The organism is Arthrobacter sp. M2012083 (assembly GCF_000281065.1).
Lineage (GTDB): Bacteria > Actinomycetota > Actinomycetes > Actinomycetales > Micrococcaceae > Arthrobacter.
Window position 1 is genome coordinate 51,326 of record NZ_AKKK01000010.1, and the last position, 25,907, is coordinate 77,232.

General features: G+C 64.0%; 28 protein-coding genes. 20 read left to right on the top strand and 8 right to left on the bottom strand.

Going from position 1 to position 25,907, the window contains the following annotated elements:
* Positions 1-3: 3 nt before the first annotated feature.
* Positions 4-747, bottom strand: coding sequence for a Type 1 glutamine amidotransferase-like domain-containing protein (locus A477_RS0106640; protein ID WP_017198238.1), 744 nt, complete (start codon positions 745-747; stop codon positions 4-6).
* A gap of 155 nt (positions 748-902) precedes the next feature.
* On the opposite strand from A477_RS0106640, the gene A477_RS0106645 reads away from it, so the two are divergent.
* From A477_RS0106645 to A477_RS0106655, 3 genes are all read left to right on the top strand, one after another.
* A complete protein-coding gene (locus A477_RS0106645; protein WP_017198239.1) occupies positions 903-1,229 on the top strand; it encodes a rhodanese-like domain-containing protein in 327 nt (108 codons plus the stop codon).
* 30 nt (positions 1,230-1,259) lie between these two features.
* Positions 1,260-2,192 (top strand): prephenate dehydratase, encoded by a 933-nt coding sequence (gene pheA / locus A477_RS0106650; RefSeq protein ID WP_017198240.1) that lies wholly within the window; start codon positions 1,260-1,262, stop codon positions 2,190-2,192.
* Between the two features lie 106 nt (positions 2,193-2,298).
* Positions 2,299-2,529 carry a hypothetical protein gene (locus A477_RS0106655; RefSeq protein WP_017198241.1) on the top strand — a complete coding sequence of 77 codons (231 nt, stop codon included), beginning with the start codon at positions 2,299-2,301 and terminating at the stop codon, positions 2,527-2,529.
* On the opposite strand, the gene A477_RS0106660 is transcribed toward A477_RS0106655, so the two are convergent.
* Positions 2,526-3,587 (bottom strand): diacylglycerol/lipid kinase family protein, encoded by a 1,062-nt coding sequence (locus A477_RS0106660; protein ID WP_017198242.1) that lies wholly within the window; start codon positions 3,585-3,587, stop codon positions 2,526-2,528. The two genes, A477_RS0106655 and A477_RS0106660, sit on opposite strands and share 4 nt — an antisense overlap.
* 112 nt (positions 3,588-3,699) lie before the next feature.
* Between A477_RS0106660 and serS the strand changes: the two genes are divergently transcribed.
* Complete coding sequence (gene serS / locus A477_RS0106665) at positions 3,700-4,980, top strand: serine--tRNA ligase (protein ID WP_017198243.1); 1,281 nt, start codon at positions 3,700-3,702, stop codon at positions 4,978-4,980.
* A gap of 29 nt (positions 4,981-5,009) precedes the next feature.
* Here serS and A477_RS0106670 read toward each other — a convergent pair whose 3' ends face one another.
* Positions 5,010-6,038, bottom strand: coding sequence for a hypothetical protein (locus A477_RS0106670; protein ID WP_017198244.1), 1,029 nt, complete (start codon positions 6,036-6,038; stop codon positions 5,010-5,012).
* Between the two features lie 227 nt (positions 6,039-6,265).
* Here A477_RS0106670 and A477_RS0106675 point away from each other — a divergent pair, with 227 nt between their 5' ends.
* From A477_RS0106675 to A477_RS0106685, 3 genes are all read left to right on the top strand, one after another.
* Entirely contained in the window at positions 6,266-7,111 is an 846-nt protein-coding gene (locus A477_RS0106675; RefSeq protein WP_017198245.1) for an HAD family hydrolase, read from the top strand.
* 38 nt (positions 7,112-7,149) lie between these two features.
* Complete coding sequence (locus A477_RS0106680; protein WP_017198246.1) at positions 7,150-8,016, top strand: helix-turn-helix domain-containing protein; 867 nt, start codon at positions 7,150-7,152, stop codon at positions 8,014-8,016.
* Between the two features lie 80 nt (positions 8,017-8,096).
* Entirely contained in the window at positions 8,097-8,492 is a 396-nt protein-coding gene (locus tag A477_RS0106685) for a DUF1761 domain-containing protein (RefSeq protein ID WP_017198247.1), read from the top strand.
* 36 nt (positions 8,493-8,528) lie between these two features.
* Here the strand turns inward: A477_RS0106685 and A477_RS0106690 are convergent, their stop codons facing one another.
* Complete coding sequence (locus A477_RS0106690) at positions 8,529-9,269, bottom strand: GAF and ANTAR domain-containing protein (RefSeq protein WP_017198248.1); 741 nt, start codon at positions 9,267-9,269, stop codon at positions 8,529-8,531.
* Between the two features lie 142 nt (positions 9,270-9,411).
* Between A477_RS0106690 and A477_RS0106695 the strand changes: the two genes are divergently transcribed.
* Complete coding sequence (locus tag A477_RS0106695; protein ID WP_017198249.1) at positions 9,412-10,188, top strand: sigma-70 family RNA polymerase sigma factor; 777 nt, start codon at positions 9,412-9,414, stop codon at positions 10,186-10,188.
* A gap of 7 nt (positions 10,189-10,195) precedes the next feature.
* On the opposite strand, the gene A477_RS0106700 is transcribed toward A477_RS0106695, so the two are convergent.
* Entirely contained in the window at positions 10,196-11,158 is a 963-nt protein-coding gene (locus A477_RS0106700; RefSeq protein ID WP_017198250.1) for a glycosyltransferase family 9 protein, read from the bottom strand.
* Between the two features lie 86 nt (positions 11,159-11,244).
* On the opposite strand from A477_RS0106700, the gene A477_RS0106705 reads away from it, so the two are divergent.
* The 7 genes from A477_RS0106705 to A477_RS0106735 are packed head-to-tail and all read left to right on the top strand — an operon-like array spanning position 11,245 to position 18,019.
* On the top strand, positions 11,245-11,799 hold the full coding sequence (locus A477_RS0106705) for a D-glycero-alpha-D-manno-heptose-1,7-bisphosphate 7-phosphatase (RefSeq protein WP_017198251.1): 555 nt from the start codon (positions 11,245-11,247) through the stop codon (positions 11,797-11,799).
* Entirely contained in the window at positions 11,796-12,884 is a 1,089-nt protein-coding gene (locus tag A477_RS0106710) for a glycosyltransferase family 9 protein (protein ID WP_017198252.1), read from the top strand. Before A477_RS0106705 ends, A477_RS0106710 begins: the two co-directional genes overlap by 4 nt.
* A complete protein-coding gene (locus tag A477_RS0106715; protein ID WP_017198253.1) occupies positions 12,881-13,948 on the top strand; it encodes a glycosyltransferase in 1,068 nt (355 codons plus the stop codon). The genes A477_RS0106710 and A477_RS0106715 overlap by 4 nt, the downstream gene beginning before the upstream one ends.
* Complete coding sequence (locus A477_RS0106720; protein ID WP_017198254.1) at positions 13,945-15,210, top strand: glycosyltransferase; 1,266 nt, start codon at positions 13,945-13,947, stop codon at positions 15,208-15,210. The genes A477_RS0106715 and A477_RS0106720 overlap by 4 nt, the downstream gene beginning before the upstream one ends.
* On the top strand, positions 15,207-15,887 hold the full coding sequence (locus A477_RS0106725) for an SIS domain-containing protein (protein WP_017198255.1): 681 nt from the start codon (positions 15,207-15,209) through the stop codon (positions 15,885-15,887). The genes A477_RS0106720 and A477_RS0106725 overlap by 4 nt, the downstream gene beginning before the upstream one ends.
* On the top strand, positions 15,884-17,293 hold the full coding sequence (locus A477_RS0106730) for a PfkB family carbohydrate kinase (RefSeq protein WP_017198256.1): 1,410 nt from the start codon (positions 15,884-15,886) through the stop codon (positions 17,291-17,293). The genes A477_RS0106725 and A477_RS0106730 overlap by 4 nt, the downstream gene beginning before the upstream one ends.
* 30 nt (positions 17,294-17,323) lie before the next feature.
* Entirely contained in the window at positions 17,324-18,019 is a 696-nt protein-coding gene (locus tag A477_RS0106735) for an SDR family oxidoreductase (RefSeq protein WP_017198257.1), read from the top strand.
* On the opposite strand, the gene A477_RS0106740 is transcribed toward A477_RS0106735, so the two are convergent.
* The gene (locus tag A477_RS0106740) at positions 17,985-19,160 is read right to left on the bottom strand and encodes a glycosyltransferase family 9 protein (protein ID WP_026005407.1); all 1,176 of its coding nucleotides are present in this window, start codon (positions 19,158-19,160) and stop codon (positions 17,985-17,987) included. The two genes, A477_RS0106735 and A477_RS0106740, sit on opposite strands and share 35 nt — an antisense overlap.
* Before the next feature lie 135 nt (positions 19,161-19,295).
* Between A477_RS0106740 and rfaE2 the strand changes: the two genes are divergently transcribed.
* Together rfaE2 and A477_RS0106750 are read left to right on the top strand one after the other, a co-directional pair.
* Positions 19,296-20,846 (top strand): D-glycero-beta-D-manno-heptose 1-phosphate adenylyltransferase, encoded by a 1,551-nt coding sequence (gene rfaE2, locus A477_RS0106745; protein WP_017198258.1) that lies wholly within the window; start codon positions 19,296-19,298, stop codon positions 20,844-20,846.
* A 10-nt stretch (positions 20,847-20,856) separates the two neighbouring features.
* Positions 20,857-21,891: an NAD-dependent epimerase/dehydratase family protein gene (locus tag A477_RS0106750; protein ID WP_017198259.1), complete on the top strand. Its 1,035-nt coding sequence runs from the start codon at positions 20,857-20,859 to the stop codon at positions 21,889-21,891.
* Between the two features lie 3 nt (positions 21,892-21,894).
* Here A477_RS0106750 and A477_RS0106755 read toward each other — a convergent pair whose 3' ends face one another.
* Positions 21,895-22,977 (bottom strand): FUSC family protein, encoded by a 1,083-nt coding sequence (locus tag A477_RS0106755; protein ID WP_237715742.1) that lies wholly within the window; start codon positions 22,975-22,977, stop codon positions 21,895-21,897.
* A gap of 183 nt (positions 22,978-23,160) precedes the next feature.
* Between A477_RS0106755 and A477_RS0106760 the strand changes: the two genes are divergently transcribed.
* The 3 genes from A477_RS0106760 to A477_RS0106770 are packed head-to-tail and all read left to right on the top strand — an operon-like array spanning position 23,161 to position 25,129.
* On the top strand, positions 23,161-24,108 hold the full coding sequence (locus tag A477_RS0106760; RefSeq protein ID WP_017198261.1) for a hypothetical protein: 948 nt from the start codon (positions 23,161-23,163) through the stop codon (positions 24,106-24,108).
* Positions 24,105-24,536, top strand: coding sequence for a phage holin family protein (locus A477_RS0106765; protein ID WP_017198262.1), 432 nt, complete (start codon positions 24,105-24,107; stop codon positions 24,534-24,536). Before A477_RS0106760 ends, A477_RS0106765 begins: the two co-directional genes overlap by 4 nt.
* Positions 24,533-25,129 (top strand): DUF3618 domain-containing protein, encoded by a 597-nt coding sequence (locus A477_RS0106770; RefSeq protein WP_017198263.1) that lies wholly within the window; start codon positions 24,533-24,535, stop codon positions 25,127-25,129. The genes A477_RS0106765 and A477_RS0106770 overlap by 4 nt, the downstream gene beginning before the upstream one ends.
* 121 nt (positions 25,130-25,250) lie before the next feature.
* Here the strand turns inward: A477_RS0106770 and A477_RS0106775 are convergent, their stop codons facing one another.
* On the bottom strand, positions 25,251-25,850 hold the full coding sequence (locus A477_RS0106775) for a hypothetical protein (RefSeq protein ID WP_017198264.1): 600 nt from the start codon (positions 25,848-25,850) through the stop codon (positions 25,251-25,253).
* Positions 25,851-25,907 lie beyond the last annotated feature (57 nt).

Genomic DNA, 25,907 nt, shown 5'->3' on the forward strand with positions numbered 1-25,907 from the left:
GGATCAACCAAGGAAGCGCGACTCCAACCGTTCCTCCACGGCAACAGCATCAACACTCTCGCCAGCCCCGGCGGTCACGCGGAATGCCGCCTTGTTCTTCACCTCGGAAACCACCTCCACGAGTTCCGTGCCCCGGTAAACCAGCCCCACGCCGTCGTCCGTGCAGTGCGTCTCTCCGAGCGTGCCGTTAGCCACCAACTTGTGGATGGCCGGTGCACGCCGCGCTTCAGAGTCGTAGTGGACGCCGTTGCCGTAGGGGAGGAAGCCCAGCGCGTTGGTGACAGGCTGCAGCTCAGGGCCAAAGGAGTCGGTTACGCCGCCCCGATACCAACAGATGGAGCCAGCGGAGACACCGGCCAGCACCACTCCGCTTTCCCAGGCCTTACGCAGGATTCCGTCCAGTCCGTGGGCGCGCCATACGGCCAGCAGGTTCACCACCGAACCGCCGTTCACCCACACCACATCCTGCTCCAAGAGGTGCGCTTCCGGGTCTTCGATGTTGGGCATGGTGAAGAGGTTGAGGTGGCTGAAGTCGAACCCTGCAATGCGTGCTGCCTGATCCATTTCGGCAGCCCACCAACGCTGATCACCGGACGCCGTGCCGACATGTGTCACGCGTGGGGCGCGGCCGGCCACGCCTGACAACTCCACGGCGTAGTGCATCAGATGGTTGAACTCGAGCCTGGTCCGATCGCCCGGCTTGTAACCGCCGGATGTCGCCAGAATGGTCGGTTGCCCAGTAGCCATGGGGTACTCCTAACGGGCCGAGGATCGGGAGCGCTTCCGTCCCAGTCTTAACGTCCGGCCGTCGGGAAGCAAGGGCGGTCCGCTCTTCAAGTTACGGTGTATCGCCTCGGGGACTAGGCTGGATGCTGGACTTAATCGAATGGGAAGGGAACGCCATGAGCGACTTCGATACCGTGCCTGTAGGCGACATTCCGGCAGACGCCAGCATTCTGGACGTCCGCGAAGACTATGAGTGGGTGGCCGGGCACGCTGAAGGTGCGCGCCACATCCCCATGGACCAGCTCCCGGCACGCTTGGACGAACTGGATCCGGACGACGACCTGTTCGTCATCTGCCGCACCGGGGGCCGCTCCTTCCGCGCCGTGCAGTGGCTCGTGGGGCAGGGCTACTCCGCGGTGAACGTGGCCGGTGGCATGGACATGTGGTTTGAGGCCGGAAAGCCGATGGTTTCGGATAACGGGCTGAAGCCGGTTGTTCTCTAAACCAGTTATATAACCAGCAAGGAATATTCAATGTCGGCAGTCACCTATACATTCCTCGGTCCTGAGGGTACCTTCACCGAGGCTGCCCTTCTGCAGGTGCCGGGTGCTGCTGATGCCCTACGAATCCCCTGCACCAACGTCAACACGGCACTGGATCGCGTTCGTGCGGGGGAGGCCGACGCGGCAATGGTCCCCATCGAGAACTCGGTGGAGGGCGGAGTCACGGCCACATTGGATGCGATAGCCACCGGCGAGGAGCTCCGGATCATCCGTGAAGCCCTTGTTCCTATCACCTTCGTACTCGTGGCCAGGCCCGGCGTCGAGCTTTCCGACATCAAGCGGATCTCAACGCACGGTCACGCCTGGGCGCAGTGCCGCTTGTGGGTGGATGACCACCTTCCGAACGCAGATTACGTTCCGGGGTCGTCGACGGCGGCCGCCGCCATGGGGCTGCTGGAGGACGACGCTCCCTACGAAGCCGCCATTTGCGGCCCGTTGGTTGCTGCCGAACAACCCGGGCTGAATGTTCTGGCCGAGGATATCGGCGACAACCCCGAGGCGGTAACGCGGTTCATCCTGGTGAGCAAGCCTGGTCTGCTTCCGGACCGCACGGGCGCGGACAAAACCACTGTGGTGGTGCCGTTGCCTGAGGATCACCCGGGCGCGCTCATGGAGATCCTGGACCAGTTCGCCTCCCGCGGAGTGAACTTGAGCCGCATCGAATCGCGACCCACGGGACAATACCTGGGTCACTACTTCTTCAGTATCGACGCAGACGGCCACGCCACCGATTCGCGGGTGTCCGACGCTCTCGCGGGCCTCCACCGCATCAGTCCCGCAACCCGGTTCCTGGGCTCCTACGCACGTGCTGACAAGCAGCCGGCCGTGGTTGCCCCGCACACTTCCGACGCCGCCTTTGCCTCGGCGCACGCTTGGGTTGAATCGATCCTTAAGGGTTCCTAGCTGTTGTCCACAGGCGGGACGGCGGCCCCTTTCGCAAGGATGCTTCTGTGCGTATGCTTGCCTGATCCATAAACGATGGATGAATGTACTAACGAAAGGAGCGGTCATGTCTATCCACCGGGATGACAAAGAGGGCCAGGGCATGATCGTCAATCCGAAGCCCACAGGCGAGAACCAGGACGACTGGAATGGCGATGAAGCCGATCGTGCAGACCGGCTCCGCTTTGAAGAAGAACAGGCCATGATCAAGGAGCAAGCCGAGGCCCGTGCCGCTGCCAAGGCTGCTACCGAGGAAGCCGACAGGAACGCAGCCCAACCGGACGTCGGAGCAATCTAGTCCGTCTTCGCCTTCGGTACGCGGACCAACAGGGACCCTGGCTCCACTTGCACGGTGACCGTTGTCGCCTCACCTGAGGGGTCGCCGTCGAGCTGGGTAGCCATGGGTTCCTGGCTGCGGATGATGACTTTGCCGGAGCGGTAGAAGCTCATCATCGGCAGGTTGGCCTTGTGCTTGAAAAGAACTTTTGTGTACATGGCGATCCAGCCGAAGGCGCTCCGCGGGCTCATCACCACGATGTCCAGCATTCCGTCATCGATCATGGCCTGGGGAATGAAATCGATCCCGCCGGGTATCAGGCCGCAGTTGGCGAACAGCACGCTGCGGATCTTCCGTGCCTGTTCGGGCTGATCATCCATAGTGATGGTGACGCGTTTACGGCGGCCGGGAAGATGCCGGACACCGGCCTCCGTGTAGGCCAGCCAGCCAACGCTCTTCTTGAGATCTTCCTTCGTGTCGCCAACTACTTCGGCATCCAAGCCCATTCCGGCGATGACCAGGAAGGTGTGCTGGGCGGACTCGCCGGTGATGTCATTGTCGATGCCCATGGTGGCCGTATCGATGAAGCGCTGATGGCCGAACAACGCGACCTGTATGCAGTCGGCGATGTCCGTGACGTCCAGGTCCACGTTTCGCGCCAACAGATTTCCGGTGCCTAGCGGAATAAGGCCCATGGCCACGTTCTTGTGCGCCAGCGACTCGGCCACCACGCGCACGGTACCGTCGCCGCCGCACGCAAGAACGACGTCGGCTCCGTAAGCCAGCGCCTGCCGCGACTGACCGTACCCGGGGTCGTCCACGGTGGTTTCAAAGAACTTGGGGGCGTCCCATCCGGCTAGGTCGCAGGCGTCAATGATGGCTTGCCGGGCCTCTTCCGCGTTGTTTTTCACGGGATTGAGGATGACCGCGACGCGCTGGTCCCCGGGGCCGGGCTTGTGGGAGTCCTCCCGAACCGCGCTCCTGATGTGCCGGGCTTTCAATCGGCGCACACCCCACCAGCTGGAGACGGCAAACGCCACGCCCCCAGCGAGAATCAGGTACAGGATCCAGTCGCTCATGGTGCTCCAACACTATCCTCCTGGGCAGTGGCCTCTTTGCCTCTCGCCCGGGACGGGCGACCTTTGCCCGCTGCGGGCCGGAAATCCGCGGTGGATTCGATACTCTTGTCTGGTGATCGACGTAAAAGACCTCAGCGAAAATCCGGACAAGTTCCGTGCCAGCCAGCGCGCCCGTGGTGCCGACGAGTCCGTTGTGGACGCGATCATCTCCGCTGACTCCGATCGCCGAGCTGCCCTGATCCGCCATGAAACACTCCGCGCCGAGCAGAACGCCTTCGGCAAGAAGGTGGCGCAGGCCAAGGGTGAGGAAAAGCAGGCATTGCTGGCCGAGGTCAAGGAACTGGCCAACTCCGTGAAGGCCGCATCCGCAGAGGCTTCTGCCGCCCAGGCCAAGCAGGAAGAGTTGCTCCGTGTCATCCCCAACCTCATTGTGGACGGTGTCCCCGAGGGCGGCGAGGATGACTACGTTGTGGTCAAAACCGTTGGTACTCCGCGAGAATTTACGGACTTCGAGCCGAAGGACCACTTGGAAATCGGTGAACTGATCGGCGCGATCGACATGGAACGTGGCGCCAAGGTTTCCGGCTCACGCTTCTACTTCCTCCGTGGCGTTGGTGCCCGGCTGGAAATGGCACTCCTGCAGATGGCCATGGAACAGGCCATCGACGCCGGCTTCGTTCCCATGATCACCCCCACTTTGGTGCGTCCCGAGACCATGCAGGGCACCGGTTTCGACGTAAAGCACGACGCCGAGATCTACCGTCTCGCTGAAGACGACCTTTACTTGGTGGGAACCTCGGAGGTGGCCCTCGCCGGCTACCACGCAGACGAGATCCTGGACCTCTCCGCAGGCCCCATCCGCTACGCGGGCCAGAGCTCCTGCTACCGCCGTGAGGCCGGTTCCCACGGCAAGGACACCCGCGGCATCATCCGCGTGCACCAGTTCAACAAGGTGGAGATGTTCATCTACACCACGGTTGAGGAAGCGGCTGCCGAGCACGAGCGCCTGCTCGCCTGGGAAGAGGAAATGCTGGCAAAGTGCGAGCTTCCCTATCGCGTCATCGACACTGCCGCCGGCGACCTCGGCATGTCCGCGGCCCGCAAGTTCGACTGTGAAGCGTGGGTTCCCACCCAGAACGCTTACCGCGAGCTCACATCGACGTCCAACTGCACCACGTTCCAGGCGCGCCGCCTCAATATCCGTGAGCGCGTGGTCAATGACGAAGGTGTTGCCAAGGGAACCCGTGCCGTCGCCACGCTGAACGGTACGCTGGCCACTACACGCTGGATCGTGGCCATCCTTGAGCACCACCAGAACCCGGACGGTTCCGTCAACGTCCCCAAGGCACTGCAGAAGTACCTTGGCGGACTTGAAGTCCTGCCGGTTCTCTAGTTTCCACCGATCACCGTCCACCGGACAATTCACCCGTGCACGCGCTGGTGAAATGTCCGCTGGGCGGGGTTCTTTCGGGGCGATAGTCCGGACGCGAGGAGTTTTGCAGCGAGCTTTGAGGGATCGTTGGCGGTGGCCCAGTCCCAGCGCACTACTTTGAACCCAAGAGCACGCAGCCGGTCCTCACGCTTCTTCTCGGCCAGCACCACTTCCCGGGCGCTTTGACCGCCCAGATATTCGTCCCGCAGGTACTTTGCATCGCCGTCGAACTCCCCGATGATTCCCTGTTCCCGCCAGAAGAAGTCCGTGCGGCCTATGAAGCCCTCGGTATCGTAAAACTCGATCTGCAACTCCGGATCGGGGAAGCCCAACAGGTGTATCTGCGCCCGACTTAGGGACTCACCCGCGGATCCGGAATTCTCGTCAGCGAACCGAAGAAGGTAATTCACCCGCTGTCTCTTGGCCTCCGAAGACAGTTCCTGCGCCGCTTCTCCGAGCGCCGCTTTGCTGGTGAAAAGCTTCGGAAACCTGGATTGACTGATTGCGTGATCGGCCAACACGATTCCCTTGGTGAAGGACCCCCTGGCCAAGACATCCACGGCCGTTGGCAGTAGATCCGTAAGGTGCAGTCCCAGGTGGGAGACGGTAGCAGTGGAATAGGAATGCCGGTAAATGCCATAGCCCCGAACCCGCTCAAGTCCGGTGGTGCCGGCGGGTCCGACAACGGCTGCACTGGTGGTGGGGCCTCGGGATCCGGCATGGCCGCGCGAAGTGGTGGCAAGGTGGATGTGCGATGGGACTCCCACGACTTGGAGGCCCCAGAACAATGCCGCTGTTTCAAAGCAGAATTCCGCGTTCGGGTTCTCTGCGGCAACGGCCCAGGCGGTTGCCGCGTATCGTTGCCAAGGCTTGAGTGCGAGCCACTTCTCCTTGTTGATGTAAATCCCCCTGCGTACTCTGATGAGTTCGCCCTTGTTGTACCGGCGACTAAGCTGCCGTGCACTTCCTGATTCCAGCCCATACCGGGCAGCCACGATGAATTCGTCTCGATATTCCATGAACCACTGTTGCCAGATGGGGACGGCGTGGCGTCGAGCCAACCGGGCTATGTGCATAGCGCCCGGGGCATGCACCTATATGTGGACAAATCACCAGCGCATGCAGGGGTGAAGAGTCCAAGGCAGGGTGAAAAGTCCAAGGGAGGGGTTACTATTCACCGTCCGTTAATCCACAGCTGTGGCGCCCGTCCTAGTTCAGTGTCGGAGGTGTCTGCTCTACTGTAAGCATGACTATTTTGACTGATACTCCAGTTGCTGGCATCGATGACCAGCCAAATAACAACAACAAGCTCATGATCGCATTGGACGTCGACGGCACACTCGTGGACCACGACGGCCACATGTCGCCGGCTGTTCGATCCGCTGCGCAGGCAGTGGTGGCAAGCGGCCACAACGTCATGATCGCCACAGGCCGGTCGCTCAATGCGACGCTTCCCATCATCCAACAAATAGGCCTTGAGCGAGGCTACGCCGTTTGCTGCAATGGCGGCGTGACCCTTCGCTTGAATCCGTCCTTGGAAAAGGGATACGAGATCATCCACAAGGCAACTTTCGATCCTGCTCCAGCCCTGAAGGCGCTGCGGGAACGGCTGCCCAACGCCAAGTACGCGCTGGAGGATGAGGACGGGAACTTCCTCTCCACGGAGCGCTTCCAGGACGCCAGCTTCGGCGTGGAGTCCATCGGCGTCGACTTCCAGACCATGTTGGATTCCACGGCGGTCCGCGTAGTGGTCTTCAGCAGCGAGAACACTTCGGACGAGTTCAACGAGGCCATCAAGCACATCGGACTTTCCGGTGTGACGTACTCGGTGGGATGGACTGCTTGGCTGGACATCGCAGCAGAGGGCGTCACCAAGGCCAGTGCATTGGAAGCCTTGCGTCATAAGCTCGGCACAGACCTGGCCAACACAGTTGCCGTTGGGGACGGACGCAACGATATCGAGATGCTCACGTGGGCTGGCCGCGGCGTTGCCATGGGTCAGGCTCCCGACGAGGTGATCGCCGTTGCGGACGAAGTCACCGCTTCAGTGCTCGACGACGGCGCTGCGCAGGTCTTGCGTAGCCTGCTGTAACTGCCACTTGGCAGAGCGGGGCTGCCTAGACTGAGCCTGTGTTCTATCAAGAGTGCCCACCACCGCCAGGGCTGCAGCCGTTCGTCAGCCAATTCTGGCTGGTCCGTGCCGAGCCGCAGGCGAGGTACGAGAAAATTCTTCCCGGGCCCGAAGCCCACCTGATTCTGAACCTGTCCGACCCGTACCGGCTCATTAGCCCGCCTGACGGTTCCGGCGACGTGGACGGTTCGGGCGAGCAAGGAACCGCCAAGGGCAGGAAAGTTTCCACCGGCTTCTACGCCGGCCTGCAGCGCAGCTACCTGATCAGCGAAAACCCGGACCAGCTTTTCAACGTCGGTGCCCGCCTCACTCCATACGGTTTGGCAGCTTTCACCAGCTTGCCGCCGTCGGGTTTTCAGAACCGTGTGGTGGACGCCGAGAGTGTCTTGCCAGGCTTTTCTTACTTGCGTGAGAGCCTCGCCAACGCGGAACCGGAGCAGGCATTCGCGGCCCTGACCGCATTCCTCCAGCAACGTCTCAGGCCGGGATACCAAGCAGATCCCCGGACAGAAAAAGCCACACAGATCCTGGCGCAACAGGATGTGGAAATCAGTGTGCTGGCCGCGGACCTGGGGATCAGCACATCCACGTTGGAACGCATCATGATGCGGGATTGTGGAACCACGGCTAAGGCGTACTCGGACGTGTGCCGCTTCAACAGGATCGTGAAGCAGGCGGCCGCCCTCCCGAAAGGGTCAGTCCCAGGCCGTGAGCTCCTCCAACTGGCCGATTACTACGATCAGCCACACCTCATCCGGGCCTTCCGGCGGTTCAGCGGTTTCACGCCGTCGGAGTACCTGCAGGTGGTGCGGAACTATGGGGCGGAGTACGCCACTTTTGTCCCGCTTGAGGAAGTAACCGGGTAGCCTGCGGGATTTTTACAAGACCGCGGAGGCCCACAGACGTACTGTCCATTCAGGAACTGCCCGCCTTTGAGAGGACGCCGATGGACATTCAGATCAATTGGCTCGCCGTGCTTCTGGCCGCACTTGCCACGTTCGTGGTGGGTGGCCTGTGGTATTCGTTGCTGTTCGCCAAGCCGTGGCAGAAGGCCGCAGGTGTCAGCGATGAGCAACTGAAGTCTGGAACGTCCCGGGTCTTTCTGGGCTCGTTCGTCCTTGCGTTGATAATGGCCGTCTTCCTGGCAGCATTCATTGGTCGCGGTGGTTTCGCATTCGGAACCCTTGCCGGGTTGGCCGCGGGACTTGGATGGGTCGCAACAGCGCTGGGCGTGAACTACCTTTTCGAACGCCGTAGCCTGACGCTGTTCGCGATCAACGGCAGCTACAACGTGGTCACCTTCACGGCCATGGGCGCAATTATCGGCGCGATGCAGGACTGACACGCGGTAAGCCACCCGCCACAAAGGTCAGGAAGGCTACTTGAAATACGTCTGAACGGGCCCGCCACCTGCGGATTCAACGATGGCCTGCGCCACCACCCGGAGCTTCACGTTCCGGTTGCTGGAGGCCCTCTTGATGAGGTCCATTGCCTCCTGCTGGGTGCAACGGTTCTGGGCGATGATGATTCCCGTTGCCACGTCTATCACTGTGCGGGATTCCATGGCTGCCCGGAGATTGTTGGCGGTCTGGCTGTGCTCTGCGATCAGAACCGCCAGGCGCAGGCCTTTGGATGCCTGCTGGACGTAGTCGTTGGCGCGTTGCACAGCTGCTTGATCAAAGGCGTTGGCGTGTTCGGAGTAGAGATTGAGTCCCGCCCGGGCAGCGTCATCGCTTAGGGGGAACGGGACAGCCAGCACGGAGCGGATGCCGTGTTCGGTGACCAGCTTGTTGTACTCGGGCCAGGTGTTGTCTTTGGAGAAATCGGGAATGTGCACTTGCGTGACTTCACGGCAGGCGCGGAGGCAGGGTCCGTCGGCGAAGTTGTACTGCAGTTCGTCGAGCAGTCGGGCGCGCTCGCCACTGCTGGCCACGGTCCCGGCCGAGCGGTGACGCATCAATGTAATGCCGCAGTAAACCTCGTTTCCGGGCGTGCTGAACATGCCTGCCGAGTGCCGGGCCAACTCTTCAAGGAACGCTTCAACGTCCGGGGTATCGAGCAGCAGGTCTTGGATATCGGCCACCACCGTAGTCGGCTCGGCGAGCTGGGGGTCTTCCATGAGGAACTCCGATCCCTGATTGTGGCTACCTTTCGAGACTAACCCCGTGGACCCGTTGAAAGCTAATAGTAAGTGTGCTTCTCTTTTTAAGGAGTCTTGCCGTGGGCTCACCCCCACTTAGCTGGTTAAGGATTGAAGCCCCATGCGTCAAACCCGACCCCTCACCCTCCAGACCAGGCCTCCTGCCTGCAAACCGGAAGGCAGCATCCGGCAAAGCTTCCAGGACAGCCTGGTCCTTGATCACCTCAACCTGGCCAAGTCCATTGCCGCCAGATACTCCGCCCACACCCACGATCTCGACGACGTCAGGCAGGTTGCGTACATGGGCCTCATCAAGGCCTCGCGCGGCTACGACGAGTCCAAGGGTGTCAGTTTCCCCGCCTACGCCGCCCCCACCATCGCCGGGGAGGTCAAGCGCTACCTCCGCGACCATTGCTGGGTTGTGCGCCCACCCCGCACCATCCAGGACGTCCGCCGCCAGGTGCTGGCCCGGACTGAGGAGATGACCCAAGCGCTGCAACGCACACCCTCTCCCGAGGAGGTGGCGGAAGATCTAAGCTTGGAACCCTGCCAAGTGCGTGAAGCACTCATGGCCGGTACCAGCAAGCGCCCGGATTCCCTGGATGCTCCCGCGTCCGAGGGACGTGACGGCCTCCAAGGTGCACTTTCTGCTTTCGGTTGCCCCACGGACCGGCTCGAGGACGTGCTGGCTCTGCGCAACGCCATCCGCGGCCTGAGCGCCGAGGACCGCCACCTGCTCTACCGCCGCTACTACCGCGAGGAAACACAGTCCACCATTGCCGAAGCCCTGGGGATGTCGCAGATGCAAGTGTCGCGCAAGCTCTCGAAAATCCTCGTTTCACTCCAAACGCAATTGCTGGACGAAGAAGCTCAACTCCAGGAGGGGACAGCCCCGTAACAGTGCGTCAGACGCCCAGCTGCTCCACTGCCGCCAAAACGTGACGGACGCTAACGGCCAGAAGTGCCGGATCAGGGTCCGCGGAGAACACATCACCGCGGCGGAGTTCGACGGCGGTGAGCACCACGTGCGGTCCGGGCGGCGGCCCCCACTCTTCCGCGGGCGCAGGGCCGAACAACACGACGGACGGACGTTCGTAGGCTGATGCCAGATGTGCCGCGCCGGTGTCGGCTGAGATCACCAGCCGTGACTCAGCGATGGTGGCCGCAAACTCGGCGAGACCTTGGCGCCCGGCCAGCAGCCCGTCGTCGAGGTTTGCTCCCTTGAGCTTCGCCAGGGCAGCCGTCTCCTCTGCGCGGGCGCGCTCGGACGAGCCGCCGGTGAGAACTACCTGGTGCCCTGCTGCAGCGAGCTCCACGGCGACATCCGCGAACCGTTCCACCGGCCATAGCCTGCTGCCATACGCCGCGCCCACATGTATTACGGTGGCTCCCGGACGCGGGGAAGGAACGGGGGGACGGTTCAGCCGATAGTCCAGGGGATCGGCTTCAATACCGTGCCAGTTGAGCAGCCGGGTCCAGCGCTCGCGCTCCGGGATGCCCGTGGTCCACTCAGGTCCATCAGAGCCCACAGAGGCGTGCGCCACTACCCGGTTGGCTTGCAATTCTTCAATCCTCAAACGGCTCTCAGCGCCGTTCCCATGGAGGTTCACGGCGATATCCACTGCGCCCCGGGGGACTGACAGGGGGGCATCGAGCCCAGGTGTCGGCAGATGGTGAATGCCGCCCACAAGTTCCAAAGCCTCGCTGATCCACGCGGGCGCAGCATACAAAATACGGTGCTCGGGGAACGCCCGCCGCAACCCACGGAGCGCAGGAACCGCGACCAGAAGGTCGCCGAGTTTTAAAGCGCGCAGGGCAAGCAGCAGGGGTTGATCGTTGCTCTCGTGGCTGTCCAAAGCTGTGTCCATAGTCGCCTCCCGCTAGGAGTCTAGCTGCAGCAAACTTCTCACGGCCGCACTGTTTAGCGTCCGGAGAACTGGGGAACGTTGCGAGTATGGGAGGAACCGGAACGTTGAAGGCGGTCCTGTTTGACCGCGATGGAACACTCGTTGTTGACGTGCCATACAACGGCGATCCGCAGCTGGTGCGGCCCATGGATGGTGCCCTTGAAGCGCTGCAAAAAGTACGCCGGGCCGGACTGGCCACGGGAGTGGTGACCAATCAGTCGGGCGTGGCGCGTGGGCTGTTGACGCTGGAGCAAATGCACTCCGTCAACCAGCGGGTGGAGCAGATGCTGGGTCCGTTCGACGTGTGGGAATACTGTCCGCACGGACCGGAGGACGGCTGCGCGTGCCGCAAGCCTGAGCCGGGAATGATCCTCGCGGCCTGCCGGACCTTGGGCATCACGCCTGAAGAGGTTGCTTTCGTTGGTGACATCGGAGCTGACATGGAGGCGGCCGCCGCGGCGGGTGCGAGGGCCGTGCTGGTGCCCACCAGCATCACCCGGCGCGCAGAGATTGAGTCCGCCGGCAGAGTCGCCGACGATCTGGGTCACGCAGTCGAGCTCCTGCTCTCCGGGGCCTCGGAAGAACAGGACGCCCGTGTATGAGCCGCGTCCTGGTAGCCCGGTTGGACAGCATGGGCGATGTGCTCCTTTCAGGACCTGCCCTGCGTGCCGTGGCGAACGGAAGCCGGCCCGATGGCAGCCTGCCCAACGACGTCGTGTTGCTCTGCGGTCCTGAAGGATCGAGCGCTGCGGAAATGCTGCCCGGCGTCACCCAAGTGCACACGTGGTCCTGCCCGTGGATCGTGAACCCGGCACCGCTTCCGACGGAAGAGATGACGAACGGGCTGATCGACTTCGTCCGCAGCTCCCGAATCGAAGAAGCCGTCATCCTGACGTCCTTCCACCAATCCCCGCTCCCTCTCGCCCTGCTTCTTAGGCTGGCGGGCGTAAAAAAGATCACTGGGGCATCAACGGACTACGCGGGCTCGTTGCTGGATGTCCGCCTCAAACCTGGCGAAGACTTTCCGGAGGACCAGCCCGAGGTGGTGCGGGCACTCACCATCGCCGAGGCCGGTGGCTACGTCCTGCCGAACGGTGACGACGGAAAACTGCGCATTACCTCCGGATCGGATCCGGAAGGGGTGGCGGAGGAGCTGGCGGATGAAGGCCCGTACATCGTTGTGCACCCGGGAGCCGCAGCGCCAGCCAGGGCGTGGCCGGCATTGCACAACGCCGCCACGGTGGAACTGCTCGAAGCGTACGGGCACCGGGTGGTGGTCACGGGAGGTCCCGGCGAGACGTCACTTACGGCAACTGTCGCCGGCCCGTCAGCGAGGAACCTTGGAGGTGGGACCAACCTCCGGACGCTCGCAGCGGTACTGGCGGGCGCCGCCGTCGTGGTTACCGGCAATACCGGACCCGCCCATCTTGCGGCAGCGGTGGGGACCCCGGTGGTGTGCCTGTTTGCTCCCGTGGTTCCGGCCATCCGCTGGGCGCCCTACGGCGTCCCGCTGGAGCTGCTGGGCGACCAGGAAGCGGCCTGCAAGAACACCCGTGCCCGGGTCTGCCCGGTGCCGGGGCACCCGTGTCTGAGTTCAGTGACCCCGGAGCAGGTTGTCGAAGCTGTTGAACGGCTCCTGGGAGGCGTGTCCTCCCTGTCCACTCGACGAAAGGTCTGGAAACCATGAGGATCCTGGTGTGGCACGTCCACGGCGGATGGATGGAGGCATTCGTCCGCGGCCAGCATGAGTACCTGCTCCCCACATCGCCCGACGGCGGCGCATGGGGTTTGGGGAGGGGTGGCCGTGAGTGGCCTACCGCCGCCCAAGAGGTTGACCTGGACACCCTCGACCCGGGCAGCGTGGACGCCGTGGTCCTCCAACGGCCCGAGGAAATCGCAGCAGTGGCCCGAACGCTCGGCCGGCGACCCGGAGTGGATCTCCCCGCTGTGTACTTGGAACACAACACGCCCAAGGGCGACGTCCCGTTCACGTTGCACCCATTGGCGGACCAGAGAACCATTCCGGTGGTGCACGTGACCCACTTCAATCGGCTCTTCTGGGACACGGGCACGGCGACCACCACCGTGATCGAGCACGGTATTCCGGACCCGGGGCGCCTGTACACCGGTGAGCGGGAAGAGATGGGCGTGGTGGTCAACGAGCCTGTCCGGCGCGGACGGGTCACAGGGACGGACCTGCTGCCCGGGTTCGCGGGTGTGGGGCCATTGCGGGTGTTTGGCATGGGTACCGCGGCCCTGCCGGAGGCACTCAACCTGAAAGGCCTTGGCCTCAGCGAGGAACGGCTGCGCATCGCCGGCGATGTCCCCGCAGCCAAGCTCCACCAGGAACTGGCCCGTTGCCGCCTCTACCTTCACCCGCTCCGCTGGACTTCGTTGGGGTTGGCCCTGCTGGAAGCCATGCACCTCGGCATGCCCGTCCTGGCACTGGCCACCACCGAGGCGAGCCGCGCCATTCCGCACGGTGCCGGCTTGGTCTCCAACGACGTCGACGATCTCCAACGGTTCGCCCGGCGGCTGCTGGACGATCCCGACGATGCGTATGCCATGGGTGCCATAGCCCGCGAGGCAGCACTTCAACGCTACGGACTCAACACCTTTCTTCGGGCCTGGGACGAACTCCTGGCAGACCTCCCCAAGGGCGCCCGCGGGGCAAGCCGACCGCAACCCGGTCTGGCTTCCGGCGGCCACGACACAGACGCCAGCCATGACACAGAGAGGACGCACCCATGAAAATCTCCATGGTCTCCGAGCACGCCAGTCCGCTGGCTGCTTTGGGAGGCGTTGACGCCGGAGGACAGAACGTCCACGTGGCGGCCCTTTCCTCAAGCCTCGCTGAGCGCGGACACCAAGTCACCGTGTACACAAGACGTGATGACCCCGAGCTACCCGCAAAGGTTCAGGTTGGGCCGGGACTCACCGTGGTTCACGTGGACGCCGGCCCGGCCCGACGGATCCCCAAGGACGATCTCCTCCCGTTCATGGGAGAGCTGGCCGACGGCATCTGCGCGGACTGGGCGGGCGAGCTCCCGGACGTTGTGCACGCGCATTTCTGGATGTCCGGCCTCGCTGCCATCCAAGCGTCCCGGCGGGCAGGAGCTGCCGATCCTGTTCCTGTGGTGCAGACCTTCCACGCCCTGGGCTCCGTAAAACGCAGGCACCAGGGCGCTGCTGACACCAGCCCGCCCGCCAGGGAATGGCTGGAACCATGGGTGGGTCGCACCGCAGACTGGGTGATCGCCACCTGCCCGGATGAGGTCTTTGAACTCAAAGCCCTGGGCATGAGCCGTTCCAAGATTTCCATTGCCCCCTGCGGCGTGGACCTCACCTTGTTCCCTGGAACGTCCGACGCCGAACCCAAGTCCCGCACCCATCGGATCCTGAGCGTGGGGCGGCTCGTCCAACGCAAGGGCGTGGACCTGATCATCCAGGCTCTGCCCCTCCTGGCGGAGGCGGGCTTCAACGACGTCGAACTCCTGATTGTTGGCGGTTCCGGCGATGCCCTCAACCTCGAAGTGGATCCTGAAGCGCAGCGGCTCAGGGCCATGGCGAAGGAGCTTGGTGTTGAGGACAAAGTGACCATGCGCGGGCAAGTTCCGCGGGATGCCATGCCGGGTATCTTCCGGAGCGCCGACGCCGTGGTCTGCACGCCTTGGTATGAGCCCTTTGGCATCGTGCCCCTTGAGGCCATGGCTTGCGGAGTGCCCGTGGTGGCTGCGGCTGTGGGCGGGCTTCGCGAGACGGTGGTGGACCAGAAGACAGGGCTGCACGTGCCTCCCCGTGATCCTGAGGCCCTCGCTTCGGCGCTTGGAAAGTTGTTGGGAGACCCGGAGCTCAGGGCCGACATGGGCCGTGCCGGAGCGCGTCGGGCACGCTCCCGCTACTCGTGGGAACGCATCGCGGCGGACACCGAGAAAGCCTACCGGTCAGTTCTGGCGGCCGACATGTCCCGGCAGCAAGAACGCCTGGAACCATTGGAAGGAACGGCGCTGTGACTATTAAAGGCCTTGTGACCAGCGGATCCACCGTTCCGGACACGGTGCAGGCCCGTTGGTCCCCGGACACCAGTCATTCCACCCATCAGGCCGAGGTCACAACCCACCTGGATAACGTCCTGCCCGCGCTGGAGTCGCTGCGCTCGCAGTCAGTGCGCTTATCCGAGTGGGGAACCGAGCTGGCCAATCGCCTGCTGTCCGGCCAACGCCTGCTGGCTGCAGGCAATGGCGGGTCAGCAGCGGAGGCGCAGCACCTCACCGCCGAGTTGGTGGGCAGGTTCGACGAAGAGCGCGCGCCGTTCTCCGCGATCTCCCTCCACGCCGAGTCCTCTGCCGTCACGGCCCTCTCCAATGACTACGGCTACGAGGAAGTCTTCGCCCGGCAGGTTAGGGCCCATGGCCGTGCGGGTGACGTCCTGATTCTCCTGTCCACCAGTGGCCGCAGCCCCAACCTGCTCAAAGCCGTCCGCGCAGCACGCGAACGCGGCATCATCACTTGGGCACTCACGGGCGCCGGCCCCAACCCGCTCGCCGAGGCCTGCGACCAAGCCATCACTGTGGACGCCATCGCCGCCAACGCCCAGGAAGGACATCTCATTGCGGTCCACGCCGTGTGCCGGGCCTTCGATGCCGAGGTGGCCCGGCGAACCAACACTCATGGAGGAGGTCAACCATGAGGATCACGGTGGTAGGTGACGTGCTCCTCGACGTCGACATCAACGGGGCCGCCACGCGTCTCAGCCCCGACGCGCCGGTGCCGGTAGTGGACGTCGCCGACATCCGGCGTCGGGCAGGCGGCGCGGGACTTGTGGCTACCCTTCTTGCGCAGGACGGCCACAACGTGGCGCTGGTTACCGCGTTGGGGAACGACGACGGCGCCAGCCACGTCAGGCGCGCACTGTCCGGTGTGGCCGTACTCGCCGGGGCCCCGCTCGCCCCGACGCCCACCAAGACCCGTGTGCGGATCGGTACACATCCGATGGTCCGCTTCGACGAAGGATGCGCCCCTGCCCCGGTCCCACCAAGCACGGGGGAAATGCTCGCTGCCATCGCTTCCGCCGAGGCTGTTGTTGTGGCCGATTATGGCCGGGGGATCACCGCCAACCCGGACATCCGTACCGCGCTCGCCGAGGCCGCCCGCAGGGTCCCTGTGGTGTGGGATCCGCATCCTGCCGGCTCCGAACCAGCGGCGGGGGTCGCCTTCGTGACTCCAAACCTCTCCGAAGCGACGGCATCCGCAAAGGCGGGAGGGCTGGAGCGATCCCGCACAGGCGCCGAAGAAGCCGGGCGATACCTGCTCGAAAAATGGGGAAGTGCTGCAGTTCTGGTGACCATGGGCGAGGACGGGGCGCTCTTACTGTCGGCGGGTGGTGCGGCAGAAAGCATCCCCGCACCCAAGACCAACGTCAGCGATCCTTGCGGTGCCGGCGACCGCCTGGCCGGAAGCCTTGCCGTGCACTTGGGGCTCGGGGTGGAACCAGCGCAGGCCGCCGCCCGGGCTGTGGAGGATGCGTCAGCGTTCCTCGCCGCAGGGGGAGCGGCGGCCCTGGCGGAGGTGGGTGAGGCGCCAGCGGCGAGTCCCGCCGTCGAACTCAAGGGCCTGGAGCTGCTTGAAACCGGCGATCTTCATCCCGACGGCGCCCAACTCGCCAAGTCCATCCGCGAAGCGGGCGGCACCGTGGTGGCCACCGGAGGGTGCTTCGACCTCCTCCACGCCGGCCACGCCCGGACCCTGGCCGCCGCGCGCAGCATGGGCGACTGCCTCATCGTCTGCCTGAACTCTGACGAATCCGTGCGGCGCCTCAAGGGTCCGCATCGACCAATCGTCAGCGTGGAAGACCGCGCGGAGTTGCTGTTGGCACTCGAATGCGTTGACGCCGTGGTTGTCTTCGGCGAGGACACGCCCGAAGCCTGCCTCGCGCAAATCCGCCCCGATGTTTGGGTCAAAGGCGGCGACTACTCACCAGAAGAACTACCGGAGGCCCGCATCATCTCGGCCTGGGGAGGGCAATGCGTCACCGTGCCCTTCCACCCGGCACGCTCCACCAGCGGCCTGGCTGCAGCGCTTGCCAAGGTCAGCTGACAACAAGACCGATCAACCGAAAGGAACCGCATGAACACGCAAACACCTGGCCGCGTCATCGTTACTGGAGGCGGCTCCGGCTTAGGCGCTGCGATCGTGGAAGCCATCCGCGATGCAGGCGGCACCCCGTTCGTCTTCGACCGCGACGTCAGCAACGTCGCCGGTGCCAAGGCGCTGGAAGTGGACGTTTCCAACCGCGAAGCCGTGGAAGCGGCCGTGAAGGAAGCAGCTGAAAGCCTCGGCGGCCTTGACGGAGTGGTGACAGCAGCAGGTATCGACCGTTGCGGCAAGTTGGGCGACGTGCCAGCGGAGGAATGGGAAAAGGTCATCGGAGTGAACCTTTTCGGCACCGTTTCGGTGGTCCGCGCGGCGCTGCCTTTCCTCAAGGAATCCCGCGGCCGCGCTATCACCATCGCGTCCACGCTGGGCCTCCGGGCATTGCCGGACGCCACGGCGTACTGCGCATCGAAGTTCGGTGTGATCGGCTTCAGCCGTGCACTGGCGGCGGAAACCGGGGGCGTCATCGGTGTCACCACCATCATCCCGGGCGGCATGAAGACCCACTTCTTTGACGACCGGGACGAGCAATACAAGCCTCAAGACGATTCCAAGCTCAACGATCCCGCCAACGTGGCACAGGCTGTGGTGTTCGCCCTGTCCCAGCCGTTCGGCAGCGAGGTCCGCGAACTCCTCATCTGCCCCGCAGAAGAAGGCTCGTGGCCGTAAGGTCCAGCACGTCCTGAACAACGTCGGCCACGGCGATGCCGCTCACCACGGTGTCGTCGTGGCCGCAGTGCGGGGCCGTCCATCCCACCTGCGTGATATCCACGCCGCACCGCGGGCACAGCGTCACCCACGACATGTGGACGCGGTGCATACTCCGGCCCCGCGGTCCCGCATTGAAGACGTTCCCCACCCAGAAAATACCCACCGTGGGTGTCCCCAATGCTTGGGCCAGATGCCGGGGGCCGCTGTCGCTGGCCAACATCACTGTTGCATCCGCCAGGAGCGCGGCAAGGTCTCCAATCTCCAGCTCACCCGCTACGGAACTTACAGCGTGGCGATCCGTCTCCGGGAGGTGCCGAGCTGCGAGTTCCGCTACTTCCTGGGCCAGTGCCTTCTCCGAACGGTCACCCACGATCAATACCTGGGCGCCTTCCGCGGCTACGCCCGCGGCGGCTTGAGCAAAGTTCGACGCCGGCCATCGCCTCCTCGGATCGGTGGCGCCCGGGTGGACCACCACCAGCGATGCCCGCTGTGGATCCCTTATTCCCACGATGTTCTGCTGATGCTCAGGCTTGGAGAGCAGGGGAGGGGGAATGATGGCGGGAGCTCCTGCAAGGCCCGCCACCTCCAGCCACCGGTCCGGCTCGTTCTGGTAGTACACGTAGTCCAGGTTGCGTTCCAGCGGCTCCGCATCCTTGGTCCGGGTACCGACAGTGTGCCGCGCACCCAGACGGAGCAGGAAAGGGTTGGAAAACCGACCGCCACCGTGCATCTGGCAGGCAATATCGAACTCCCTGGCCCGCATGTTCCCGAAGAAGGCCTCCTGCGCCGCCACGTCCTCAGCGTCATCCTCGAAGCGCTCGCCGTTACGGGGACCGTCGTGAACGCCGCGCGCCACTGGGAGCAGGGCGACGTCGTCCACGGGACCTTCCGTAGCAGCCACCACGGCGGCGTGGATCGGCGTGCCCAACAACGTGACTGTGGCACCTGGGTAAGCATTTTTCAACGCGCTGAGGGCGGGATAGGTGTAGATCAGATCACCCAATCCGCCACCCCGGAGGACCGCTATCCGCTTCACGTCGCTGAACTTCTCCAGTACTGGCCCAACTCCGGGGTTCACGTTTTTCAGCGGATTCTCCATGGGATGCTTCCTTTCGCTGCCTGCGCTGTCCCGGGCCTGCCCTTTGCCGTGAAACTCCCTGGCCGGGCGTGTGAAGCGCGTGCCGCGGGGTACCTGAGGGGAACAGGAAACTGTTGCCCAACCGGAAGGTACCCCATGGCACGCCTATCCAATCAAGAAGGTCTGGCTGACTGGTTGCCGGGCCGCTTGGCCGAGGAACGCCCTGTTGTGACGGTCATCGGCGACTCCATCCTTGACGGCTGGTGGGATGGAACCATTGAGCGGTTCTGCCGCGAAGCCCCAGCCCCAGTGGTCCAAGTCCAGCGCCGGGACTTTGCCCCGGGGGGTGCCGCCAACACGGCGATGAACCTCGCCGCGATGGGGGCGGAAGTTCGTTTCGTTTCACTGGTGGGAGAGGACCCCGGCGGCCAGACGCTCCTTGGCCAGCTCAGGTCGGCAGGAGTGGACGTGTCACACGTCGTCTCCCATACCCACATGACCACCACCACCAAATTCCGCGTAAGCAGCGGCGGGCAGGTGATGCTTCGCCTGGACGATGCCGCCGAAGAGGTACCCGAGGATGGCCTACGGCAGATGGCCGCCGCCATCCCTCAAGCACTCACCGGCTCGTCAGCCGTGGTCCTTTGTGACTACGGGGCCGGCGCCTTGGAAGGTGCCGTCCGGGAGGCAATATTCGAAAATCTGGGACCGCGAGGTGAGGGCTTGGAAGCCGGCTCCGCCAATGCACCACAGGACACCTTGGTGGTCGTGGATGCCCACTATCCAGGACGCTGGGCCCAACTCAAGCCGAACCTCGCTACCCCGAATGCGCAGGAAGCGGCCAGGTTGCTTGGGACCGAGTTGCCCGGTGGCGCCGCCAGGTGCCCGTTCGTGGAAGCCCACGCGGACCAGCTCCTTCGCGCCTCAGGTGCGGCCGCCGTCGTCGTGACTTTGGACCGGGAAGGAACCCTGACGATCCGGCCCGACGGCGACTCCCCCAAACCGGCAACCCACCGGACGTGGGCGCGGCCCCAAGCGGAAAAGCAGGCCTCAGGTGCCGGGGATACTTTCGTGGCTGCGTTGACCATTGCCCGTGCTGCGGGATTGCCGCTGACCACCAGCGTGGACCTGGCTCAGGCGGCCGCGGACGTAGTAGTGCATCGGTCAGGTACCTCCGTCTGCACCACTGACGAGCTGGCGAAGCACCTCGGGGGCTTTGCGGATACAGCACTGACGGACGCCGAGTTGGCCCGGCAAGTGGAGGAGCACCGCAGGGAGGGCAAGCGTATTGTGCTCACCAACGGATGCTTCGACGTCCTCCATCGCGGCCACACCCGATACCTCAATCAGGCCAAGCAACTGGGTGATGTGTTGGTGGTTGCCCTGAACAGCGATTCTTCGGTGCGCAAGCTCAAGGGCCCGGACCGACCGGTCAACCACGAGGCCGATCGTGCGGCAGTCATCGCCGCATTGAGCTGCGTGGACCATGTAACCGTGTTTGATACCCCGACCCCCATTCCGCTCATCGAGCTCCTGCGGCCCGACGTCTATGCCAAAGGCGGCGATTACACGCCGGAGATGCTCCAGGAAACCGAAGCCGTGGAACGTTGCGGCGGCACTGTGACCATCCTGGATTACGTGCCCGAGCACTCCACCACAGCGGTTCTGGAACGCATCCGTTCCACGGGCGAAGCCCCGCAGGCCTGAGGAAGCAGCCATGCGTATTGTGATCATCGGGGCAACAGGACACGGCGGCACGGAACTGCTGAAACGGCTCCAGAGGGCACGCTCCGAAGAAGGCGCGGATCTGGAACTGGTGGGCGTCGTCCGACGGCAGCCGGACCAGGACGCCGCTCCGTATCACGGCGTGGAGTGGCACACCCTGGATATCAGCGCCACCGAGGATCAACCCGCGCTGGAAGCAGCTCTGGCGGGAGCCGATGCCGTGGTTCATCTGGCGTGGCTGATCCAAGAGAATCATGACCGGGAGATGCTGCGTAGGACCAACGTGGCGGGAACAGCCCATGTGTTGGCCGCCGCGCGCAAAGCCGGAGTGGGGCACGTCGTGTGCGCGTCATCTGTGGGGGCGTACTCCCCGGCTCCCAAGGACCAGCGGACCAAGGAAGATTGGCCGACGGATGGCATCCGCAGCTCGCACTACAGTGTGGACAAGGCGGCACAGGAAAGGCTCTTGGACGGTTTCGCCAAGGAGAATCCGGACATAGTGGTGGCCCGGCTCCGCCCCGCGCTGATGTTCAGTGCAGGTGGCGGGAGCGAGGTTGGCCGCTACTTCCTGGGACGGGTCCTGCCGCGATTGGTTCCGCGTAAGCCCTGGCTGCCGTTGCTTGCCGTCCCTCAGGAGTTGGTGTTCCAAGCCGCCCACACGGCCGACGTCGCTGACGCCTACTGGCGTGTGCTGGAACGCAAGGCGGAAGGTGCTTTCAACATCGCCGCAGAGCCGGTCATAGACCCCAACGCCTTGGCGTGGATTTTCAACGCCCGGCGGGTGATGCCGTTCCCGCTGCCGGTGCTGCGCGCCGTCGTCGAGGTTAGTTGGCGACTCCGTCTGCAGGTGACGGACGGCGGCTGGGTGGACATGGCCGCCAACGCGCCCATCATGGACACCGCCCGGGCGCATGCACTGTTGGGCTGGTCACCCAAGCATTCCTCGCTGGAGTCACTGGCCGAAATGCTGGACGGGATCGGTGCAGGCAGGGGCCGGAAGGGGTCCCCGCCGCTGAGACCGCGCTAGCCTCTACTCGGAGGACAAAACAACAGTCAGGATCCGGCGAAGGCTCATGGCCACCGATGCCGGAGCGTTGACCGGTGCTTGGTCAGCCGCGGCTTCGGCCACGGCATCGCTGAGGGCGTTGATGCTGTCCTTCGCCCTTGCCAGACGGTTGGCAAGCTCGCCGGACTCAGCGTCCCGCCAGTGATCGACCACCCCTGCCACAGATTCCAAGGCATCGGAAAGCGGACCGACCACGGCATCCGGAATGACCGTCCCGGCGCCCTCCTCCCAGATGGCGCTGGCCAGCACATCGGTGATGTCCTGGACATGGAAAGTGAGCCGCTCAAGGGTTCGCAGGCCAGCGAGGTCGCTGGGCAGGCGGGTCGCACGACGGCGGGACCTGGGGTTCGCTTTGGCACTCAGTTCAGCTTGATGGACCGCAGTCCGGACGCCGGCCGCTGTGAGCGAAAGGTCGTCGCTGCGGGTGGCCCATGCTTCGTGGTTGGGGGGCCACGACTCTTCCATGGCTCGAGCCATGTCTTTGAGCTGGCGGGACAATGCACCTTGGTGCCCCGCGATGGCCGGGTCGATGTCATCCAGGTGCAGGGGCGGGAAGACCAGCCAGTTCACCGCAAATCCAACAGTGACGCCCAAGGCCATTTGAAGGACGTAGGCAAAAGAGAACCCTTCGGCGTTGGAGTCGCCCAGCACCAGCACGAACAGTGCAGCCATGGGAATCCACTCAGAGGCAGTACCCAGCCGGGGAAGGCCGCCGATCAGCACGCCGAGTCCCACCACCAGGGCAACGGCCAGGGCAGTCGGGGCGGCCACGGTGGTGATGGCAAAGGCCATGCCTATGCCCAAGACCAGTCCTGCCAGGCTTTGCAGCCCATGCTTGGCAGAATCCGCCACAGTGGGGTGCATGCTGACCAGGGCGCCCAGCGGAGCGTAGTAGGGGTAGGCGGCGGCAGACCCGGGCATGAACGGCGCCAGGTACCAAGCCAGTCCGGCTGCAAGTGCTGTTTTCGCAGCGAAGAGGAGGCGGTGGCGTGTGACGGTTTTTCGAAGCGCGGGAATCAGCCGTCGCCTGAGGGGCATGTGGCTCATCAGTCCAACGTTGGCAGGTATGTCTCCGCCTGTCGAGCGAAGAGGGCTCAAAGTGGGCCACGGCATCTTTTGGAATGTGGGGCGATTAGAACCCTGACAACCGGGTACACACCCATTGATAGTAACGATACTTACTATCCCGGCTGCTGTCCGCAGCCTGCCAACTGTGGAAAGAGAGCGATAATGACTGAGAGCAAATCGCCGCAGGACGGAAGCTTCGCGGCGCCAACCACCGGTGCCCATGCAGGCACCGAACCGTTCACGGGAAACTACTTGGACTCGGCCGATGTTGAGACCCAAACCGCTGGCACCACCGGAATCAGCGGAACCCCCGCTGGCTCGGGAACAGGTTCCGCCAGCTCCGGCAAGGTGGATACTGCCAAGGAAGAAGCTGCGGGGGTTGCAGGTGCAGTGGGCGATGCCGCCGGTGGAGTCGTGGACACCGCCAAGACCGAGGCCGGGCACGTGGCCCACGAAGTAAAGGTCAATGCCCGCCAACTGCTGACGCAGACCAAGGGTGAGCTGTCCGATCAGGCCCAGGCACAGCAGCAGCGAGTTGCCGAAGGTTTGCGGTCCATTTCCGACGAACTCTCCACCATGGCCAACTCGACTGAAAACGGTGGCGTTGCCACGGACTTGGTCCAGCAGGCAGCCCAGCGCTCCTCCTCCGTTGCCCAGTGGTTGGAAGGCCGGGATCCCGGTTCGCTGCTGGATGAAGTCAAGGGCTTTGCACGTCGTAAGCCTGGAACCTTCCTGCTCCTGGCAGCTGGAGCCGGTATCCTCGCCGGCCGTCTCGGCCGGGGCATGGCAGGAAATGCTTCTGACTCGACCTCCGCCAGCGGCACCCCAGCCACCACGGAGACTCCCAGGGCCGTTTACTACCCGACTCAGGGAGGCGCCGTAGCACCGCCGGCAGTGGACCTCCCCGGACCGACGGCAACCACCGCCGGATACGGTTCGGCCACCACCACCGGCGCGGCAACCACCGGCTACGACGCGGGTACCACGGGCGGCTATGACGGATCCACGCTCCCGTACCCGGAGACCGAGGCCGGCGGCGTCAAGGCCCAGGGCGACCCGCTCGCAGGACCGCTCGATCCCGATGACCCCCAGTATGGAGGTCACCGATGAGCAGTCCCGCCGATCTGCCTCCCACAGAAGCCCACGTCAAGGCGGAGACCCTCCCCCTCGGTGAGCTGCTGAGCGACCTGACGCGCGACGTTTCCACGTTGATGCGCCAGGAAGTGGAGCTGGCCAAAGCGGAACTGAAGGAGTCCGCCACCAAGGCCGGCAAGGGCGCGGGAATGCTGGGCGGGGCTGCATACGCCGGCCACATCACCGTGCTGTTCCTGTCCATCGCCCTTTGGTGGGCCTTGGGTCAACTTGTTGGCCTGGGATGGTCCGCTGTTATCGTCGCGGTCATTTGGGGCATCGTCGCAGCAGTCTTGGCTGCAAAGGGCCGCAAGGAACTCAACGCCATTAAGGGCATGCCCCGGACCGCTGAGACGGTCAAAGAAATACCCCCCGCTTTGAAACCGAACACTGAGGAGACACGATGACGCAGAACCCCGACGCCCTGCGCGCCGATATCGAAGAAACTCGCCGGCGGCTCAGTACCAATGTTGATGCCGTGGCTGACAAGGTCACGCCCTCGCACATAGTCAATCGCAGGGTGGACAAGATCAAGACCGCTGTGTTCGGCGCCCGCGATGACGTTAATGATGCTGCTGGCAACGCTGCACACCGGGCCGGGGACGCTGTTTCCGGCGTGGCCAGCAACGTTTCCGGTGCCGTCTCAGACCTCGGCGATGCCCCGCAGGTGATCACGCGGAAGGCCCAAGGCAGCCCGATCGCCGCTGGCCTTATCGCCTTCGGCGCAGGCTTGCTGGTGTCCTCGCTCTTCCCGGCATCGGAGAAGGAGCGCGAAGCTGCCCAAGCCGTCAAGGAAGCAGCACAGCCCCTGACCGATGAACTCAGCCACGCTGCCCAGGAAGTCGCCGAGCACCTGCGCGAGCCCGCTCAGGACGCCATGCAGAACGTCAAGGATAGCGCCACGGAAGCCGCAGCCAACGTCAAGGACGAGGGCCAGGCTGCCGCAGCCGACGTCCAAGACCGCGCGCAGGCCGCCAAGGACAACGTCAGCAACCAGTAAGCTTCCGCGCTGACCGAAAAACAAGTACGAGCAAACCCAACTAAGTAGCAGCAGAGGTCGTTGGGGCTCCCCAAGGGCCTCAACTGCTACTTAGTTGGGTTTGCTGTGCGCGAACCGGAGGTCAGCGCACTTCGAGGATCAGCTGCAGCAAGCGGGCCGCGGCTGGACGGGCGGCGTGCTCCTCTGCCCACTGCGCGCGTGCCAAGGCCTTGCTCACGGCCTGGGTAGTGATGCCGAGCTCCTGGGCCACGGCCTTTTGCTGGCCCCGGACACCCGGAGTGAGCAGATCCAGCACCCGCCACTCAGCCGTGCTCCGATGTTGCACGATGTGCCCAAGGAGGCGCAGTACGGCTTCCGCCTCTGAAGCCAAAGCTGTCAGGGGACCGTCAACGGCGATGGGGACCCTCTCCTTGCCATTGCGCAGCCGATCGACTGCCCGGCGGGCGTAAACGAGTCCATGCCCCGAGGCGTCCTTGACCAGGTTGGGCAGGGGCTCGTTGATGGGACCCACGCCGATTCCCACATACCACTGCCCGGAGCGGAGCGCGATCAACGCTGTCTCCACAGCTTGGTGGCTGCATTCGACGATCCCCTGCACCTCATCCTCAACCGAACGGTCAAAGTCGAGCCGCGCGGGAATGTGCCGTAGGTCTTTGAGTAGCTGCGGCACAAGGTCGCCGTCACGGCGGCTGTCTCGTTGGTTGATGGTGAGAGTGAACATGGTTGATCACATGCTACCGGCTGGTAGCAGCTCTGCAAGGGCAAAATTTGGCTGCTG